We start from the raw sequence: 19,558 nt of genomic DNA, 5'->3' as shown, positions 1-19,558 counted from the left end.
AAAAAACCCATGATTTTATCATGGGTTTTTTTATTTTGTGGATTTAGTAATGTTATTTGAACTCGGAGGTGAAATGTAACTTCACCGAAGGATATTTTTGTTGGGTCATTTGTAAGGAAAATTGGGAATCGGCCAAGAAGACCATTTGACCTTGTTTGTCTTTTGCCAAGAATTTTTGTTTTATCCTTTGAAACTCCCTGAATTCATCGTTTTTGTTATCTTGTGGGTCTACCCAACACGCCTTGTATACCGGGAAGTTTTCATAACTGCATTTGGCACCGTACTCATGCTCGAGGCGATATTGGATGACTTCGAATTGAAGGGCCCCGACGGTGCCAATGACTTTCCGTCCGTTCAATTCCAAAGTAAATAACTGGGCAACACCTTCATCCATAAGTTGGTCAACACCTTTACCCAATTGCTTCGATTTCATGGGGTCGGCGTTGTTGATATAACGAAAATGTTCCGGGGAAAAGCTTGGGATACCTTTATAATGCAATGATTCCCCTTCTGTAAGGGTGTCCCCAATCTTAAAATTGCCCGTATCATGCAACCCTACGATATCCCCTGGATAGGATGTGTCGACAATTTCCTTTTTTTCGGCAAAGAAGGCATTCGGACTTGAGAACTTAAGATTCTTACCTTGTCTCACATGTAAATAGGGTTTGTTTCTTTCGAACGTTCCCGAAACGACTTTTATAAAGGCTAAACGATCCCGGTGCTTGGGGTCCATATTGGCATGAATCTTAAAAACAAAACCTGTAAGTTCTTTTTCATCGGGCTTGACCAATCTTTCCTCAGCCATTTTTGGGCGTGGGGCAGGTGCTATCTCTATAAAGCAGTCAAGCAGTTCACGAACACCGAAATTGTTTAAGGCAGAACCAAAAAATACGGGTTGTTGTTTGCCGCTTAAATAACTTTCTACGTTAAACGGGGCATACACGCCATGGACCAATTCAAGATTGTCCCTTAAGTCCTGGGCGGCTTTTTCACCGATAATGGTTTCCAATTCCGGATTGTCAATATTATCGAAGGCAATAGTGTCCTCAATGTTCTTTTTGCTGTCACCACTGAAAAGATTGATGTTCTTCTCATAAATATTATATATGCCCTTAAAATCATAGCCCATTCCAATTGGGAAACTCAAAGGCGTGACCGATAGCCCTAATTTTTGTTCCAAATCATCCAGGAGGTCAAAAGCATCCTTACCTTCCCTGTCCAATTTGTTGATAAAAACAATCATGGGGATATTTCGCATTCTACATACCTCCACGAGTTTTATGGTTTGTTCCTCAACACCTTTTGCAACATCAACAACAACGATGACACTGTCCACTGCGGTTAAGGTCCTAAAAGTATCTTCGGCGAAATCCTTGTGTCCAGGGGTATCGAGTATGTTTATTTTTTTATCCTTGTATAAAAAGGCTAAAACAGACGTGGCTACCGATATACCCCTTTGCCGTTCAATCTCCATAAAGTCACTAGTGGCCGTTTTTTTTATTTTGTTGTTCTTTACGGCACCTGCCTCTTGTATGGCTCCTCCGAAAAGCAACAATTTCTCCGTCAGTGTGGTTTTTCCTGCATCCGGATGCGATATAATTCCGAAGGTACGTCTCCGCGCTATCTCACTTTTAAAGCCCATACTATTATTTTCGGCAAAAATAAAGTAAAATATAGGATTATACTCCTTTACAATTTAATTTTCCATTTCAAAAAGGGGTGATGGTTTTCAGGTCAATTTTATTGGGTGATAATAGAGGGGGATTAAATGGTTTTTATAGGGGGGCTTATTCAAAAAGATATTTTTGAATTTAAATCCAATTAAATTATAAAATGTTGGTAATCATCGATAAACAGGTAGTCCATTTCCCTTGGGTTTGCACTTGGTCGATAATTTTCGTTGTTAAAAGAAATTTAAAATTAATGTTTTCCTTTCTATTTGTCCATCTAAAATTTAACTATATCTTGCGTTAAAATATAGAAGCCCCACTTCTTATATTGGTTACTGCTTATAGCCATGGTGATTAGTAAACAATTACTGACACTTATGGAAAATTTTACATATCCCAAATTTAGATTTCTTTTAAAAGGAGGTCTTAGATTATTTCTGGTTTTTAGTTTGCTCAATATTGGTGTGAACTGTATTTACGCAAATACTAACGATACTGCTATGCCGCTCCCTGTTGGTGACGCGGATGGTGATGGGGTTCCCGACCACCTCGATATAGATGATGATAATGATGGTATTTTGGATACTGTTGAGTGTTCATTATTAAACTTGATGCCGGTATCACCATCTGATCTGGGCTTCTCCTCGGGTGTTGTAAATGGAAGTTTAACGGCTACGAATGTCGATATAAGTGCTAAATGGGGACTACCGGCCGGAAGTGTTTTAGTGTCAATGACCGGAGGAAGTACTTATGGATATGGTGGTTTCATGGTAAGAAGTGATAAGATAACTTCTTTTGTGTTTTCCGGATCTGTCCCTGTAATGGTCGTTGCAGGACATTCTCCCAGATTGGCAGGAATGGGCAGGGATGGTATTATTGCTTCGGATGGAGTTAGATATAAGCAAACAACAACATTGCCTTCTGGAATCATCGAGGGAAATAGTGGAAATGATTATTATGTTGAAAATACAACTGCATCTTCAATCAATGATTATAATGAATTTTACTGGGAATCGCAATCTACAGTTACCCAAGTGCAGTTTTATACCTCTGTCGAAAACAATAATGGTGGAATGGCAATTAGTTTAAAGCCAATGGTTTGCCAAGATACTGATGGTGATGGTGTTCCCGATTATCTAGATTTGGATTCCGATAATGATGGTATTTTGGATAATTTGGAAGTACAGGTTACCGATGCTTTTCAAGAATCTTGTGGAATGGACAGTGACGGTAACGGTCTTGATGACCATTATGAAAATATACAGGGATCAGGAGAGGGTATTACACCTATTGATTCTGATTTGGATGGTTACCCTAATTATTTGGATATCGACAGTGACAATGACGGTATCCCCGACAATGTTGAGGCCCAGACCACGGATGGATATATAGCCCCGAACGATGACGATGCGGCGACCTACGCGGCGAACAATGGGGTCAACAGTGCTTACTTGGGCGGTCTTGACCCAGTGAACACTGATGGAACGGACGAATTGGATTACCTGGACACAGATAGTGACAATGACCTTGTTCCTGATAACAATGAGGGCAACGACTTCAACTTCGATGGTATCCCCGATCAGAACTATACGGGTACGGACACTGATGGTGACGGACTTGATGATGGCTACGAGGGTACAGATGTCGACGATGGCTTCGATGTGAACGATCAGATCGATGACCCGGCGAGCTACCTTCCCGATACCGATGGTACGGAGGATGTGAACTACAGGGACTTCGACGATGACGGGGACGGCATCGACACGCCCAATGAGGATGCCGATGGAAATGGGGACCCTACCGATGACGATACCGACAATGACGGTACGCCGGATTACCTGGATCCTACCGATGATAGGACCGACACCGATGGTGACGGCGTACCTGATATGACCGACCTTGATGATGATAATGATGGTATCCTTGACAGTGTTGAGGACCCGAACCTTGATGATGACAATGATCCATTGACCGAACCTTTGGACAGCGATGGGGATGGATATCCGAACCATTTGGATATCGACAGTGACAATGACGGTATCCCCGACAATGTTGAGGCCCAGACCACGGATGGATATATAGCCCCGAACGATGACGATGCGGCGACCTACGCGGCGAACAATGGGGTCAACAGTGCTTACTTGGGCGGTCTTGACCCAGTGAACACTGATGGAACGGACGAATTGGATTACTTGGACACAGATAGTGACAATGACCTTGTTCCTGATAACAATGAAGGTAACGACTTCAACTTCGATGGTATCCCCGATCAGAACTATACGGGTACGGACACTGATGGTGACGGACTTGATGATGGCTACGAGGGTACAAATGTTGATGATGGCTTCGATGTGAACGATCAGATCGATGACCCGGCGAGCTACCTTCCCGATACCGATGGTACGGAGGATGTGAACTACAGGGACTTTGACGATGACGGGGACGGCATCGACACGCCCAATGAGGATGCCGATGGAAATGGGGACCCTACCGATGACGATACCGACAATGACGGAACACCGGATTACCTGGATCCTACCGATGATAGGACCGACACCGATGGTGACGGCGTACCTGATATGACCGACCTTGATGATGATAACGATGGTATCCTTGACAGTGTTGAGGACCCGAACCTTGATGATGACAATGATCCATTGACTGAACCTTTGGACAGCGATGGGGATGGATATCCGAACCATTTGGATATCGACAGTGACAATGACGGTATCCCCGACAATGTTGAGGCCCAGACCACGGATGGATATATAGCCCCGAACGATGACGATGCGGCGACCTACGCGGCGAACAATGGGGTCAACAGTGCTTACTTGGGCGGTCTTGACCCAGTGAACACTGATGGAACGGACGAATTGGATTACCTGGACACAGATAGTGACAATGACCTTGTTCCTGATAACAATGAGGGCAACGACTTCAACTTCGATGGTATCCCCGATCAGAACTATACGGGTACGGACACTGATGGTGACGGACTTGATGATGGCTACGAGGGTACAGATGTCGACGATGGCTTCGATGTGAACGATCAGATCGATGACCCTGCGAGCTACCTTCCCGATACCGATGGTACAGAGGATGTGAACTACAGGGACTTCGACGATGACGGGGACGGCATCGACACGCCCAATGAGGATGTTGATGGAGACGGTGACCCTACCAATGACGATACCGACAATGACGGTACGCCGGATTACCTGGATCCTACGAGTGATATGCTTGATGTCATAGATGATATGGTTGCTACAGATACCAATACGCCATTGGTTGTCGATATTTTGGATAATGATTTAGGTATTCCTAAAAATGGAACATTGACCGTGGTCGAGCCAGGGAATGGAACTGTCGTAATTAATGATGGTGGTACTCCGGATGATCCAAGGGACGATACAATCACCTATACCCCTAATACTGATTTTAATGGTACGGAGACTTTCGAGTATACCGTATGTGATGCCATGGACAACTGTGATACTGCCACCGTGACCATAGTTGTGGGAACTGTGCCAATGTTGGACGCTGTGGATGATGTGGTATCTACAGATACCAATACGCCATTGGTTATCGATATTTTGGATAATGATTTAGGTATTCCTGAAGATGGAACATTGACCGTGGTCGAGCCAGGGAATGGAACTGTCGTAATTAATGATGGTGGTACTCCGGATGATCCAAGGGACGATACAATCACCTATACGCCTAATACTGATTTTAATGGTACGGATACTTTCGAGTATACCGTATGTGACGCCATGGACAATTGTGATACTGCCACCGTGACCATAGTAGTGGGAACTGTGCCAATGTTGGACGCTGTGGATGATGCAGTATCTACAGAAGGTGATACTCCCGTTGACATTGACATTTTGGCCAATGATACAGGAATTCCTGATTTGGATACCTTGACGGTAGGTAATCCTTCTGATGGAACAGTGGTAATTAATGATGGAGGTACTCCAGATGATCCCAATGATGATACGGTTACATATACTCCGAACGAAGGGTTCATTGGAACGGATTCGTTTGAGTACACGATTTGTGATGCCATGGAGAGTTGTGATACGGCCACTGTTACGGTAACCGTTGGTACACCAGTGTCGGTAATCGTTGCGGTCGATGACGATTACAGTGGTACTTCCATTGATGGCACTGAGGGAGGTTTGGTTTCCGATGCTAATGTGTTTGACAACGATACTTTGGACGGGGAATCATTGAATCCCGATGACGTTATTTTTACGGTAACCGCCACAGATGCATTGAATATTAATCCAGATGGTACTATTGAGGTAGTACCAGGTACAACAGAGGGTACGTATACCATTGAATATTCCATATGTGAAATAGCGAATCCTTCAAACTGTGATACGGCAACAGTAACCATTCAAGTGAGTGTTTCCGAAGAAGATTCTATTTTGGTAAATCAAATGGTAACGCCCAATGGAGATGGTAAGAATGACTTCTTATTCATTAAAGGCGTTCGCAATGCCCGAAACAATTCCTTGAAGATCTTTAATAGATGGGGTGTTGCTGTGTATGAGGGTAGGGATTATAATAATCAAAATAATGTATTCGTCGGTAAATCCAAAGGTAGGTCTACGGTAAGTGAAGGGGAGTATCTTCCTTCCGGTATATATTTTTATATCTTTGAATACCAAAAAGAAAATAGTAAGAATAATACTGAAAGTGGATATATCTACGTCAGTAAATAACACCTTATACTATTTATGAAGTTAAGAAATAGCGTTTTAGTGGTATTGTTGTCAATACTAACTACAGAAATCGTATCTGCCCAACAAGATGCCCAGTATACACAGTATATGTATAACACCATGAGTGTGAATCCTGCTTATGCGGGTTCAAGAGGGCAATTGAGTATTGCGGCATTGTATCGGTCACAATGGGTAGGGCTGGAAGGTTCTCCAAAAACCCAGACCTTGAATCTTCATTCCCCAATTAGAAATAGTAAGTTGGGATATGGTCTTTCCATAGTGAATGACGAAATAGGGGATGGGGTAATACAGGAAACCTATTTTGATGCTGTTCTATCCTATACTGTCGATGTGTCTATGGAAGGCAAACTCTCTTTCGGACTTAAAGCTGGAGGTAATTTGTTGAACCTGGATTTTCAAGGCCTACGAAATTTTGACGTTGAACCTGTAAATGAGGAAAACATAGAGAATAAATTCTCACCCAATGTTGGGGTGGGAGTCTATTATCATACGGATAAGTTTTATGCCGGCCTTTCAGCACCCAATTTGCTGGAAACGGAACATTTTGACAATAGTCAACAAGATTCAAATGATATTCAGTTTTTGTCCCAAGAGCGTATCAATTTCTATTTTATAACAGGATATGTAATGGAATTGAATGGGGACCTTAAATTTAAACCGGCACTATTGACCAAAGTAGTAGGAGGAGCCCCATTACAAGTTGATTTTTCAGCAAGTTTCATGTTCAATGAAAAATTCACTTTCGGTGCGGCTTATAGATGGGATGCGGCCGTGAGTGCAATGGCAGGTTTTCAGATTTCGGACCAGTTGATGTTGGGATTGGCCTATGATAGGGAAACTACGGATTTAGGAGGAACTCAATTCAATGATGGTTCATTCGAGGTTTTTTTAAGGTATGAACTGGTTAAGGCATTCCGAAACCTGGTTTCACCTAGATTCTTCTAAAAGAATATTAAAGATGAATAAAAAAAATATATTACTTGTTATTGTATTGGCTTTTTTGGTGACCCATACTACTTGGGCACAAGAAAAACTTCTTAACAGGGCCAACCAAAGGTATCAGGAATACTCCTTCAGTCCGGCCATTGATATTTATAAAAAGGTTATCGATAAAGGATATGTTTCCGCCGACTTATTAAAGAATTTGGGGAATTCCTATTATTTTAATGCGGATTACAAGGAAGCTGCCGATACCTATAAAAAGTTATTGGCCGAATATGGCAATGATATTGGACCGGAATATTATTTCAGATATTCCCAATCCCTGAAAAGTTTGGGCGATTATAAGGCGTCTAAGGAAATGATGTCCAAGTTCAGTGGTCTTACCGCAGATGATGTACGGGCAGGATTTTTCAAAGGGGAAAAGGATTACCTCGATGAAATAAAAAAGAATTCGGGTAGGTACGATATCAAGTCATTTGATTACAATACCGTTTATTCAGAATTTGCACCATCCTATTACAAGGCAGGACTTATATTTTCCTCCGATAGGGATACAGGTAATTTAGCACGATATAGACATACTTGGAATTCCAAGGACTTTTTGGATTTGTACAAGGTGGATACCGATAGTTTGGACCATAATCACGTTACCAAACTGGGAGAGGATGTCAATACAAGATTGCATGAATCAACCTCAGTGGTAACCAGTGATGGTAAACACCTTTATTTTACAAGGAATAATTTTAAGGATGGTAAATACATTACCGATGAAAATGGTATAATCAGATTGAAATTATTGCGGGCAACACTCGTAGATGGGGTATGGACGAATATTCAGGAATTACCATTCAATAGCGATTCATATTCCACGGCACATCCTGCTTTTAGTCCGGATGGAAGGACTTTGTACTTTGCTTCCGATATGCCCGGTTCGTTGGGACAGTCCGATATTTTTAGCGTGACGGTTTATGCAGATGGTAAGTATGGGACTCCTAAGAACTTGGGCAGTACTATAAATACCGAGGCTAGGGAAACCTTTCCTTTTATTTCCTCGGACAATGTTTTATATTTCTCTTCGGATGGCCATCCAGGATTGGGTGGATTGGATGTTTTTGCAACGAAGATAGAGTCGGGTAAGTACGATCGGGCTGTTGTGAACGTGGGGGAACCGGTAAACAGTAAAATGGATGATTTTACATTCATCTTCAACGAGGATACTAGAGAAGGTTATTTTGCATCAAATAGGGATGAAGGTCTAGGAGCTGATGATATTTATGCATTTGTTGAAACCGTTCCTTTGAAATTGGTTTGTGATCAGGCAATATCAGGAACCGTTAGGGACAAGATAACGAATGAAGTTTTGGTAGGGGCCACCGTAAAGGTTATCGATGAGGATAATGAGGAAGTGTATACGACCATCACAGATTCGAACGGAAATTATAAACTATCCATCGATTGTAATCGAGGTAATTTTGTAAGGGCTTTGATGCAGGGCTATGTGCCCTCTGAGGAGTACTTAGGCAAGTCGGAAGGTAAACCGAATATTATAGATTTTTACTTGGAAAGAGATCAGGTTACTGCTGGGTTTGGGGATGATCTGGCGAAATTATTGCAGTTAAGTACTATTTATTTTGATTTTGATAAGTACGATATTCGTAAAGACTCCGAAATTGAAGTTCAGAAGGTCATTGCTGCCATGGAAAAATATCCAAGTTTAAGAATAAAAGTCAACTCCCATACCGACAGCCGAGGTAAGGATTCATATAATCTTTGGTTGTCCCAAAAAAGAGCTGAATCGACCGTAACGTATATGATATCCAAAGGGATTGCGGAAAGCCGATTAAAAGGGGAAGGATTTGGGGAAACCAAATTGATCAACAAATGTGAAAATGGTGTTCACTGTTCAGCAAAGGAACATGAAAAAAATCGTAGGTCTGAGTTTATAATCTTGGAATAAAAAGTCTGTTCATTAAAAAGAAAGGGCACCTTCAACGAAGGTGCCCTTTCTTTGTTTTTGGTATTCTTAGGCAATAATTTTAGGGAATAGGCTGCGCTTAGCTAATTTTCCAAATAACATCTGAATTCTTACCAATGAGTATCATTAAAACGTTTACAGTGATAACCAATCGAAGAATTACATATTGGGTCAAGCCAAATTGATTGTCTTTGAATACCTTAAAAAATCGCCGCATACCCCTCCCCCTTGGTGTACCCAAAGGCTATTTCCAATTATATCCTAAAAATGATAATGGCGCTTAAAGTTTGTTATGAAAAGACATTAACGAGATCATAAGGGTTAGTATTAGATAATGGTTAAATCAATATTATACCCAAGATTTTCACCCCGATTTGGTTCGGTTGAGAGGTGCTATATATAGGGTTGTGTAAGGGGTCTAGGAATATTCTTACATATAATTTACTGTTTACCAGGGTGTTATTGGTCAAACAACACCTTTTTGATGTTAAATGCCATAATTCATCAACTACACAACAAATTTTTTTAATTCTTTTTTTTTTACATCAATTTTTGTGAAGAAGGTAAGCCTCGATCAGAAATTGGGTAATCTGCCTGTAATATAATTATGTTGGGAAAATCTATTTTAATATCTCGTAAACCTATAGCATTTATGATGGGGGTGTGGCTTTTTGGTTGCATCACTGGGGCTTTTGCCCAAACTACGTTTACGGAAAGTGCGTCATCCTTTGGCCTCAATTTAGGGAAAAAAAAGGATGGGGGCCATGCTTGGGCCGATTTTGATGGAGATGGCCTTATAGATGTGTTAGTTCTCGAAAATAATAATGGCAATGGTGTCAAGAGTTTTTTAATGCGTCAATCCCCGGCCGGTACTTTTACCAATGTACAAAGTACCTTGGCTCCTGGAATGTTGGGTGATGCTGCCGAGAGGCAGGCTGTTTGGGGAGATTTGAACAACGATGGCAGACCGGATTTTATGATTAATTCGCATGGTTCCTATGGATCGGGAGGGGCCATACAGATCTTTGTTCAAAATGCCGATGGTACTTTTGGGGATGGGGCAGGAGGTACTAGTCCTATAACCGTTGGCCGATCAGGTGCTACCATAAATATCAATAGTTTAAATTCAGAAGGAACGGGTTTCTTCGATTTTGAGGGGGATGGCGATTTGGATATATTTTTCGATAACCACAATTTTGGTATAGAAATACTACGAAACAACTATATAGACCATACTACCCATACTTTGGTAAACCCTGGCCCTGGTAGTTTGTTTACCCATATAACTCCGGGAAACGGTAACGGTGTTACCGAATATGGCTTAAATCAATATGCGACCGATGGTGACTACGGTACGGCGGCAGATGTGAATGATGATGGATGGGTTGATATTTTTATGCGAAAACGGGATGAGAACGATTTTTTCTTGAACCAAGGGGGAATGTTCACTAATGGGGCCGATTTGGGGCAAGCGGCCAACAACAATAAGGGGGGAAATGGTCTATGGGATTTGGATAATGACGGGGACCTGGATGCGGTATGGACAGAAAACGGTTTAACACAAATATATAGAAATGATGGGGCAGGAGTCTGGATGGCACTGGGATCGGGTGTCTTTCCCGGTTTGCCTCAGCCTGGAAATACCAGTTCGGGTACTTCATCGGCAAGTATAGATGCCTTGGCAGGTGGTGATATCGATAACGATGGGGATATCGATTTACTCCTGGTAGGGGACAATAGAAGTTATTTGTTTATTAATGAATTGAACAGTCCTACACCTGCACCTGGGGTTGTAGGCAGTGGGGCCCCAATGACCTTTAGTCTAGATCCGGAAACCTTTAATAGTGGTAGGGATGGCGAGGGTACGACCATGGTTGATATCGATGACGACGGTGACCTCGATATTTATATGAATATAAACAATAGTTCCAATCAACTATATATAAATAATCTACCTACGGCGAACAGAAAGAATCACTTGATAATAAATGTTACCGAAGACCGGTCGGCAGATGGTACCACAGGTGCTTTTCCCGGTCGTGTGGCCATAGGTACCAACGTAATTATAAAAGATTGTGCCGGTAATATCGTTAGTGGACTTAGGCAGGTCAACGGGGTATATGGTCATGGTACCCAACAACCGGAACTGGTTCATTTTGGTTTGCCCTTGGGAGAAAATGAAACATATATCATAGAGGTTAGATATCCCAATTTTGTACATCCTACCAATGGGGTTACCCGATTGATTGCTACTACGGTGGCACAACCTAGTACCATATCCGGAACAAATCATTATTCAATGACCACTACGGATGCCGAAACTATAGAAAACCCCAATCCTCCGGTTGCCAACGATGATTTAGAGGTCGTTTCCTATGGGAACACGGTTTCCGTTCAAATTGATCTGTTCGCTAACGATTCTGAACCGGATGGGGAGAACTTTTTTATAGAAAGTATTGTACAACCTGCTATTGGAAGCGTAACGATTGACGATGCGGATAATGGCTTGGTAACCTATACCTACAGTGGGGGGTCACCTTTTACCGGAACAACATTTGACTATACCATTACCGATGCCACATCTACTATTTGTCCGGCACAGGGGAAAAGCGATACGGCTAAGGTTACCGTTTATGAGCCCTGCGCGGATCCGGCAGGTATAGATACCGATGGGGATGGCATTAACGATGTTTGTGATCTTGATGATGACAATGATGGTATTCTAGATCGGGACGAAGGATGTGGAAACTTGGTGGTCAACCCATCATTTGAAAATCAAGATTTTTCCGACCCAACTACATTTCCTAATGGGTTCTCGGATGCATCTGGAACATTTATTGGAGCTTCCTTTAACAGTAATCTTTTGGAAGGATGGACCTACACAACCAACTTGGATGGTTGGGTAGGGGGGGAAAGCCCTTCTTGGTCTTCCGATATTTATGCGGACGCTTATCATGGTAACCAGTATATTGACATAATAGGTAATAATTCCCATTCGGGAGGAGTAAACAATACCTTGTCACAAATTATTAATACCGAGGTAGGTAAAACATATACATTTTCTTTCTATTGGGGGGAAGATGTAGGGCATGGTGCCGGTGCAACGGTCAGTTTAGATGTTGATGTAATAGACACAAGTAACAATCATCTTATCGACGAAACTTTGACTGCCACTGCAGTAGGTCCGGTCAGTGGCGTTAGGGGACCTAAACAATGGTATTATTTCGAACAAAATTTTATAGCTACATCTGCCCAGACAACAATTTTGTTTTATGCAACACCTAGCGGTACGGCCAATGGGGCAGATATCGATTTGGTAAGTGTATCGCCAACCATGGGTTGTAGAGATACCGATAACGACGGTTTACCTGATGCTTTTGATTTGGATAGTGATGGAGATGGGTGTTTCGATGCTCTCGAAGGAGCGGATAGTCTGGATTTTTCTGACTTGAATGGCGATGGAAGTATTTCAGGATCGGTGGACGATAAAGGAGTTCCAATAGCGGTTAGTGGAGGACAAGGAAAGGGAAGTAGTGCCGATAACACGGTTACCTCAGATTTATGTGATGACGACGGTGATGGGGTCAATAATGCAAATGATAAATGCCCGTATTTTGATGATGCTATTGATAGTGACAATGATGGCATACCAGATGGGTGTGATGTGGATGACGACAATGATGGAGTCTCCGATTGCGATGAATCTATCGAAAGTGTTTCAAATGAGTTCGCTTGGACCTTGAATACTCCTTCGGGCAATCTGGAAATGGATACCGATTATACTCCTGAAGTAAATGATTGGATATTGGATGGTACCAACACCATGATGCTGAATAGCACAATATTCAACGTTAGCGGCGGTAATTTGAGGATAGAGACCATGTCTGCAGCAAACAAAGAGGAAGCTGTTGCCAATGGGGATTATGTAGAAGTGTCTTTTACAACAGGGCCGGAGGTTTCTTCTTTTCAATTAAATCAAATTAGGTCGGGTTGGTTTAGACCTAATCAGGGCGATTCTTACTATACGGCTACGGCCTATACAAAAGTGGGTTCTAACGTATGGACAACTTTGTCCAAAGATGTTTTACATACCGATGATGGAAGTACATATGCTACTTTTCAACATTTGGGTACTGGACCCCTTTATTTGGATGCGAATACCGAATATTCATTTAGGTTTTATGCCTACGGGCAAATAAATGACTCACCCCAGACTTATTCAATTTTAGATGATATTGCCTTTGGATTTACAGCTTGTAGAAGTGGTGATTTGGATGGAGATACCAAGCTCAATCATTTAGATGAAGACAGTGATGACGATGGTTGTTATGATGCCAATGAGGCCTATGCCGATTCCAATGCCGATTCCAACAACAATGGTATGTACGGATCAGGAGTACCCGCGGTAAACCCGGATGGCACGGTAAGTATTGCAACATATCCCACACCGGCCGATGGTGATGGGAATTCAACATTTGATTTTCTTGAATACGGTAATCCAGCTTTGATTATTGATCAGCCCCTAAATATCACTATTTGCCCTGGATGTACAGGTGCAATGGGGGTAACGGGTTCAGATTTGGATACTTTTCAGTGGCAAATATTCGATAATGGAAATTGGACGGATTTGGGTGATGGAGGGATCTACAGTGGAACTACTACAGATTCCCTGATAATTACCGATCCAACTACTCTCAATACGGGAAAAGAGTATAGGGTTGTTGTTTCAAATTCGGCTTATGTATGTAGTAAGGATATTTCTACGACCGGTATTTTGACCATAGCAACCAAAACCGTAATAACCAATCGCAGAATTACTTATCGTGTAAAGAAAAATTAAGGTTGATTTCTTGATAAAGCAGCGGAATATAGGAAATCCCTTACGATTAAAAACCGTGGAAACCATTGCTGTAATTAGGCTCATCGACCAATGAAATACCCTTGAAATTGTAAAATGACGTCATCGATACCTCATGTTTAGAGTGCTATACAGTACAAATACCGACTTACACAACAAATATTTTCCTAAGGTAGTGATAGGGCTAATTTTGTTGGATGTATCAAACTGATTCAATCCGAATTGGAAATCGAATCAAAACCAACTAACTAAAAAATTTTGAAACACCAAACCATTATAAGTAAAGAAGTTGTCATGAATAGAAAAATTTTAATTCTGATTTTCATAATGTTTTCAGGATTCGCATTTTCACAGACTACGGTAAACCTAGAGGACCAGTGTAATTGTACGGTTCTTAGTGGTCCTGAGGTTACGGCGCCAGGAATGGTTTTGCCGGCGGGTGCGGATACCGGTGACATTTATGTAAATACCAATACCGGCACCATCTATTTTTGGGATGGGGATTCTTGGGAGTTAACTTCCAATGACACCAATACAACCAACGCTAGTTTCAGTGTGGACGCTGCAAGTGGAGACCTGGTAATGACCGATAGTGACGGAAATGATGTAAGGGTTTCCCTAGCAGCAATAGCGGCAGAGACAGATACCAATACGACAAATGCGTCGTTGTCTGAAGATGGAGTTGATCTTATATTAACGGATAGTGATTTAAATACAGTCGCTATTCCACTAGCAGATATTGCAGCTCAAGTTAATACAAATACGACTAATGTAACTTTTACGGTAAATACGACCAGTGGAACATTGGATATAATTGATTCAGATACAAATCTGGTTTCTGTTCCATTGGCTGACATTGCGGCTGAAGTAAATACCGATGATCAAAATGCTACAGAAGTAAATCTTTTGAATCCCATTGATGTTGATGGTGATAGTACTAATGAGACAACGGTAGAGGAAGCTATAGCGAACTTGGCCGCAAACAATGCACTTGACCTGGACATAGATCCAACGAACGAACTTGCCACAAGTGGAAACGGCTCCCCTGTTGGAGCTCCTGCCAACGATAATCCTGGGGTAACCTATCTTGATACTAGTACGAACGAACTGTATGTGTACGATGGCACCAACTGGACCATGGTTACCGATAATCAGAATGCAGGAGAAGTGGTCATCACACCGGCAGGTAATCTTACTAGCACTGATGTACAAGCAGCCTTGGAGGAATTGGATAGCGATATAACCACAAGTGAATTAACAACAACAGTTGTAGAAGGTTCAGGAACTGATGTAAGTACGAACGTAGTAGGTAACAATACGGAATATACGGTAGCTGTTAACGTAAGTGAACTTACAGGTGACGGCGACATTACCTCTGGTGATCTGACCGTAGGTGGCGATGCCAATGCATTGTTAGGGGATGTAACCTTGGAGATAGCCGCAGGTGCGGTGGGCAATACCGAACTTGCAGCGGATGCCGTAACCAGTGATAAGATTTTGGATGGTACGATATCCTCGGCCGATATAGCTGCCGATGCAGTGAACGCGACAACGATAAACGCCGATGTAGCCGGAGTGGGATTAGTACAGAATGCCTCAGGTGCATTGGATGTCGATGTTACGGCATTGACCGGTGATGGCTCGATTACCTCTACCGACCTTACGGTTACCGGGGGAGCGAACTCCACATTGAACGATGTGACATTAACGATAGCGGACAACGCAATCACGAACGCTAAAATGGCAGATGATGCCATAACCACGGCGGAACTGGCCACAGGAGCTGTTGAGTCCAGTGATATATTGGATGGAACGATTGCGACTGGTGATATAGCCGATGATGCCGTTACCTTAGGGAAGTTGGCAGCTGGCAGTGCGTCTGGCGATCTGATACAATGGAACGGCACGGACTGGGTGTACATAGCCCCAAGTACCTTGATACCGGCGACTACGGTTTCCAATACAAGCGCTATAAATACATTAAGTACAACAGTAGATGGTGTAACGGGGACAGGAGTCGATATCATCAATAGTAATGCTCTTAGTCTCAATGGTAGTAATGAACTGATCAGTACGGTAAATGGTGAGGCATCAGTTGCATTGGACCTTACCCCGGCAATTAGCGCAACTGAATTGACCACCACCGTGGTAGAAGGAACGGGAATCGATGTTTCTTCCACAACATCTGGCAACAATACGGAATATACAGTAACGGTAGATCCTACGGATATCATCGGGGACGGCAGTATCACCTCGAGTGAGATTGATGTTACGGGCGGGGCGAATGCCACGTTGAACGATGTGACATTAACGATAGCGGACAACGCTATCACAAACGCTAAAATGGCCGATGATGCCATAACCACGGCGGAACTGGCCACAGGCGCTGTTGAGTCCTCCGATATCTTGGATGGAACGATCGCTACCGGTGATATAGCCAATGATGCAGTGACCTTAGGGAAATTGGCCAATGGTACGGCCTTGGGCCAGGTAATGCAATGGGACGGTTCCGACTGGACCCTTGTAGATCTAGGTTCCGTAACGGTTACGGAGAACGATGGTGTCATCGGGAATGAGGTTACCGGGGCCACCAATGGGACCTTGGCGCTTTCAGGAGCGGGTACAACGGTCTCCCCATATACCTTGGCAGTAGCCGCGGATGGTATAACAAATGCTGAACTAGCAGATGATGCTGTAGGCTTAGAAAACATAGCAGCAGGTTCCAATGCTGGGGATTTAATTCAATGGAACGGCACGGATTGGGTATACATAGCCCCAAGCACGTTGATACCAGCAACAACGGTATCGAATTCAAGCAATGTAAATACTTTGACCACGACGGTAGACGGCGTGACCGGAACTGGAGTTCCGATTGTAAACAGTAATGCATTAAGTTTAAATGGCAGCAACGAATTGATCAGTACCGTAAACGGGGAGGCCTCGAACTTGATCGATCTGAGTCCATTTGTAAATGACGATACCAATGAGATACAGGATGCAGGTGAGGTTGCTTTCGATGATAGTACCGCATCACTTGGTGAAACGGATGTACAGGGGGCAATCGAAGCGCTGGCAAGTGCAACCGATAATGACACCCAGTATACGGCAGGAAATGGATTGAACCTAGATGGAAGTAACGAGTTCACGGCTGTAGCTAGTCCGGATGCTGACAATGCATTGGATGTACGTGCCAATGGTATATACGTCACGGACACGAACACGGAATACACGGCAGGCAACGGATTGAACCTGGATGGAAGCAACGAGTTCACGGCAGTAGTAGACCCGGCAGCGAACAATGCACTTAGTGTAAGTGGCAGTGGTCTTTACGCTACAGATACTGATGACCAGGATGCAGGTGAGGTTACTTTCGATGATAGTACCACATCACTTGGTGAAACGGATGTACAGGGGGCAATCGAAGCCCTGGCAAGTGCAACCGATAATGATACCCAGTATACGGCAGGAAATGGATTGAACCTAGATGGAAGTAACGAGTTCACGGCAGTAGCCAGTCCAGATGCTAATAACGCATTGGATGTACGTGCCAATGGTATATACGCCACGGACACGAATACGGAATACACGGCAGGCAACGGATTGAACCTAGATGGCAGTAACGAGTTCACGGCAGTAGTAGACCCAGCCGCGAACAATGCACTTAGTGTAAGTGGTAGTGGTCTGCTTGCAACTGATGACCAAAATGCAGGTGAGGTTACTTTCGATGATAGTACCGCATCACTTGGCGAAACCGATGTACAGGGGGCAATCGAAGCACTGGCAAGTGCAACCGATAATGACACCCAGTATACGGCAGGAAATGGATTGAACCTAGATGGAAGTAACGAGTTCACGGCAGTAGCCAGTCCAGATGCTAATAACGCATTGGATGTACGAGCCAATGGTATATACGCCACGGACACGAACACGGAATACACGGCAGGCAGCGGATTGAACCTAGATGGAAGTAACGAGTTCACGGCAGTAGTAGACCCAGCCGCGAACAATGCACTTAGTGTAAGTGGTAGTGGTCTGCTTGCAACTGATGACCAGGATGCAGGTGAGGTTACTTTCGATGATAGTACCGCATCACTTGGCGAAACCGATGTACAGGGGGCAATCGAAGCCCTGGCAAGTGCAACCGATAATGACACCCAGTATACGGCAGGCAACGGATTGAACCTAGATGGAAGTAATGAGTTCACGGCAGTAGTAGACCCAGCCGCGAACAATGCACTTAGTGTAAGTGGTAGTGGTCTGCTTGCAACTGATGACCAAAATGCAGGTGAGGTTGCTTTCGATGATAGTACCGCATCACTTGGCGAAACCGATGTACAGGGGGCAATCGAAGCGCTGGCAAGTGCAACCGATAATGATACCCAGTATACGGCAGGAAATGGATTGAACCTAGATGGAAGTAATGAGTTCACGGCAGTGGTAGACCCGGCAGCGAACAATGCACTTAGTGTAAGTGGTAGTGGTCTTCTTGCAACTGATGACCAGAATGCAGGTGAGGTTGCTTTTACTGCTACGGGCAATACGGTGAGTACTGATGTACAATCTGCAATTGTTGAACTTCAGACTGAGATAGATGGTTTTGCAGCGACAGCTGGACAAACAAATACTGCATCCAACGTGGGTACTGGTGGAGTAGGTGTTTTTGCTAGAAAGGCGGGAGCAGATTTGGAATTCAAAAATATTAATGCAGGTTCTAATAAGGTAACTGTTACGAATGATACTGGTAATGATGAAATTGATATAGATATCAATGAGGCGAACTTGGCAATAGGTGCCACACAGGTCTCTGTTACAGATTCAGGCGACAATTTTACGACGGACAATGTAGAGGCTGCTTTGGCCGAGCTTGCGGGGCGGACGGATAACGACACCCAGTATACTGCGGGCAACGGATTGAATTTAGATGGAAGTAATGTGTTCACGGCAGTAGTAGACCCGGCAGCGAACAATGCGCTTAGCGTTAGTGCTAGTGGTCTTTACGCTACAGATACGGATGACCAGAATGCAGGTGAGGTTACTTTCGATGATAGTACCGCATCACTTGGCGAAACCGATGTACAGGGGGCAATCGAGGCACTGGCAAGTGCAACCGATAATGACACCCAGTATACAGCGGGCAACGGATTGAACCTAGATGGAAGCAACGAGTTCACGGCAGTAGTAGACCCGGCAGCGAACAACGCACTTAGTATAAGTGGTAGTGGCCTTTACGCTACAGATACAGATGACCAGAATGCAGGTGAGGTTACTTTCGATGATAGTACCGCATCACTTGGCGAAACCGATGTACAGGGTGCAATCGAAGCCCTGGCAAGTGCAACCGATAATGACACCCAGTATACGG

Annotated in this window: 6 protein-coding genes; 5 read left to right on the top strand and 1 reads right to left on the bottom strand. The window is 43.4% G+C overall.

The features are described 5' to 3' along the window. Positions 1-52: 52 nt before the first annotated feature. Positions 53-1,642: a peptide chain release factor 3 gene (locus HPE56_RS18345; protein ID WP_188245209.1), complete on the bottom strand. Its 1,590-nt coding sequence runs from the start codon at positions 1,640-1,642 to the stop codon at positions 53-55. Between the two features lie 405 nt (positions 1,643-2,047). On the opposite strand from HPE56_RS18345, the gene HPE56_RS18340 reads away from it, so the two are divergent. The 5 genes from HPE56_RS18340 to HPE56_RS18320 form a co-directional block, all read left to right on the top strand. After that, a complete protein-coding gene (locus HPE56_RS18340) occupies positions 2,048-6,400 on the top strand; it encodes an Ig-like domain-containing protein (protein ID WP_223170370.1) in 4,353 nt (1,450 codons plus the stop codon). A gap of 15 nt (positions 6,401-6,415) precedes the next feature. Then, complete coding sequence (locus HPE56_RS18335; protein ID WP_188245208.1) at positions 6,416-7,366, top strand: PorP/SprF family type IX secretion system membrane protein; 951 nt, start codon at positions 6,416-6,418, stop codon at positions 7,364-7,366. A 13-nt stretch (positions 7,367-7,379) separates the two neighbouring features. Further along, positions 7,380-9,320: an OmpA family protein gene (locus tag HPE56_RS20600; protein ID WP_188245207.1), complete on the top strand. Its 1,941-nt coding sequence runs from the start codon at positions 7,380-7,382 to the stop codon at positions 9,318-9,320. 670 nt (positions 9,321-9,990) lie between these two features. Continuing rightward, positions 9,991-14,178 carry an FG-GAP-like repeat-containing protein gene (locus HPE56_RS18325; RefSeq protein ID WP_188245206.1) on the top strand — a complete coding sequence of 1,396 codons (4,188 nt, stop codon included), beginning with the start codon at positions 9,991-9,993 and terminating at the stop codon, positions 14,176-14,178. Positions 14,179-14,490: 312 nt separating this feature from the next. Then, on the top strand, positions 14,491-19,558 hold a 5,068-nt coding region (locus HPE56_RS18320; protein ID WP_188245205.1), incomplete at its 3' end, for a beta strand repeat-containing protein.

It is taken from the genome of Maribacter aquimaris (genome assembly GCF_014596745.1).
Taxonomy (GTDB): Bacteria; Bacteroidota; Bacteroidia; order Flavobacteriales; family Flavobacteriaceae; genus Maribacter_A; species Maribacter_A aquimaris.
The sequence above is the reverse complement of the archived record's forward strand: the minus strand, read 5'-3'. Positions and strand labels throughout refer to the sequence as shown.

What these genes read in the sequence shown, in the direction of transcription:
- HPE56_RS20600 (WP_188245207.1), top strand. Translation starts at nt 7,380, where the DNA reads ATGAATAAAAAAAATATATTACTTGTTATTGTATTGGCTTTTTTGGTG.
- HPE56_RS18340 (WP_223170370.1), top strand. Translation starts at nt 2,048, where the DNA reads ATGGAAAATTTTACATATCCCAAATTTAGATTTCTTTTAAAAGGAGGT.
- HPE56_RS18335 (WP_188245208.1), top strand. Translation starts at nt 6,416, where the DNA reads ATGAAGTTAAGAAATAGCGTTTTAGTGGTATTGTTGTCAATACTAACT.
- HPE56_RS18325 (WP_188245206.1), top strand. Translation starts at nt 9,991, where the DNA reads ATGATGGGGGTGTGGCTTTTTGGTTGCATCACTGGGGCTTTTGCCCAA.
- HPE56_RS18345 (WP_188245209.1), bottom strand. Translation starts at nt 1,642, where the DNA reads ATGGGCTTTAAAAGTGAGATAGCGCGGAGACGTACCTTCGGAATTATA.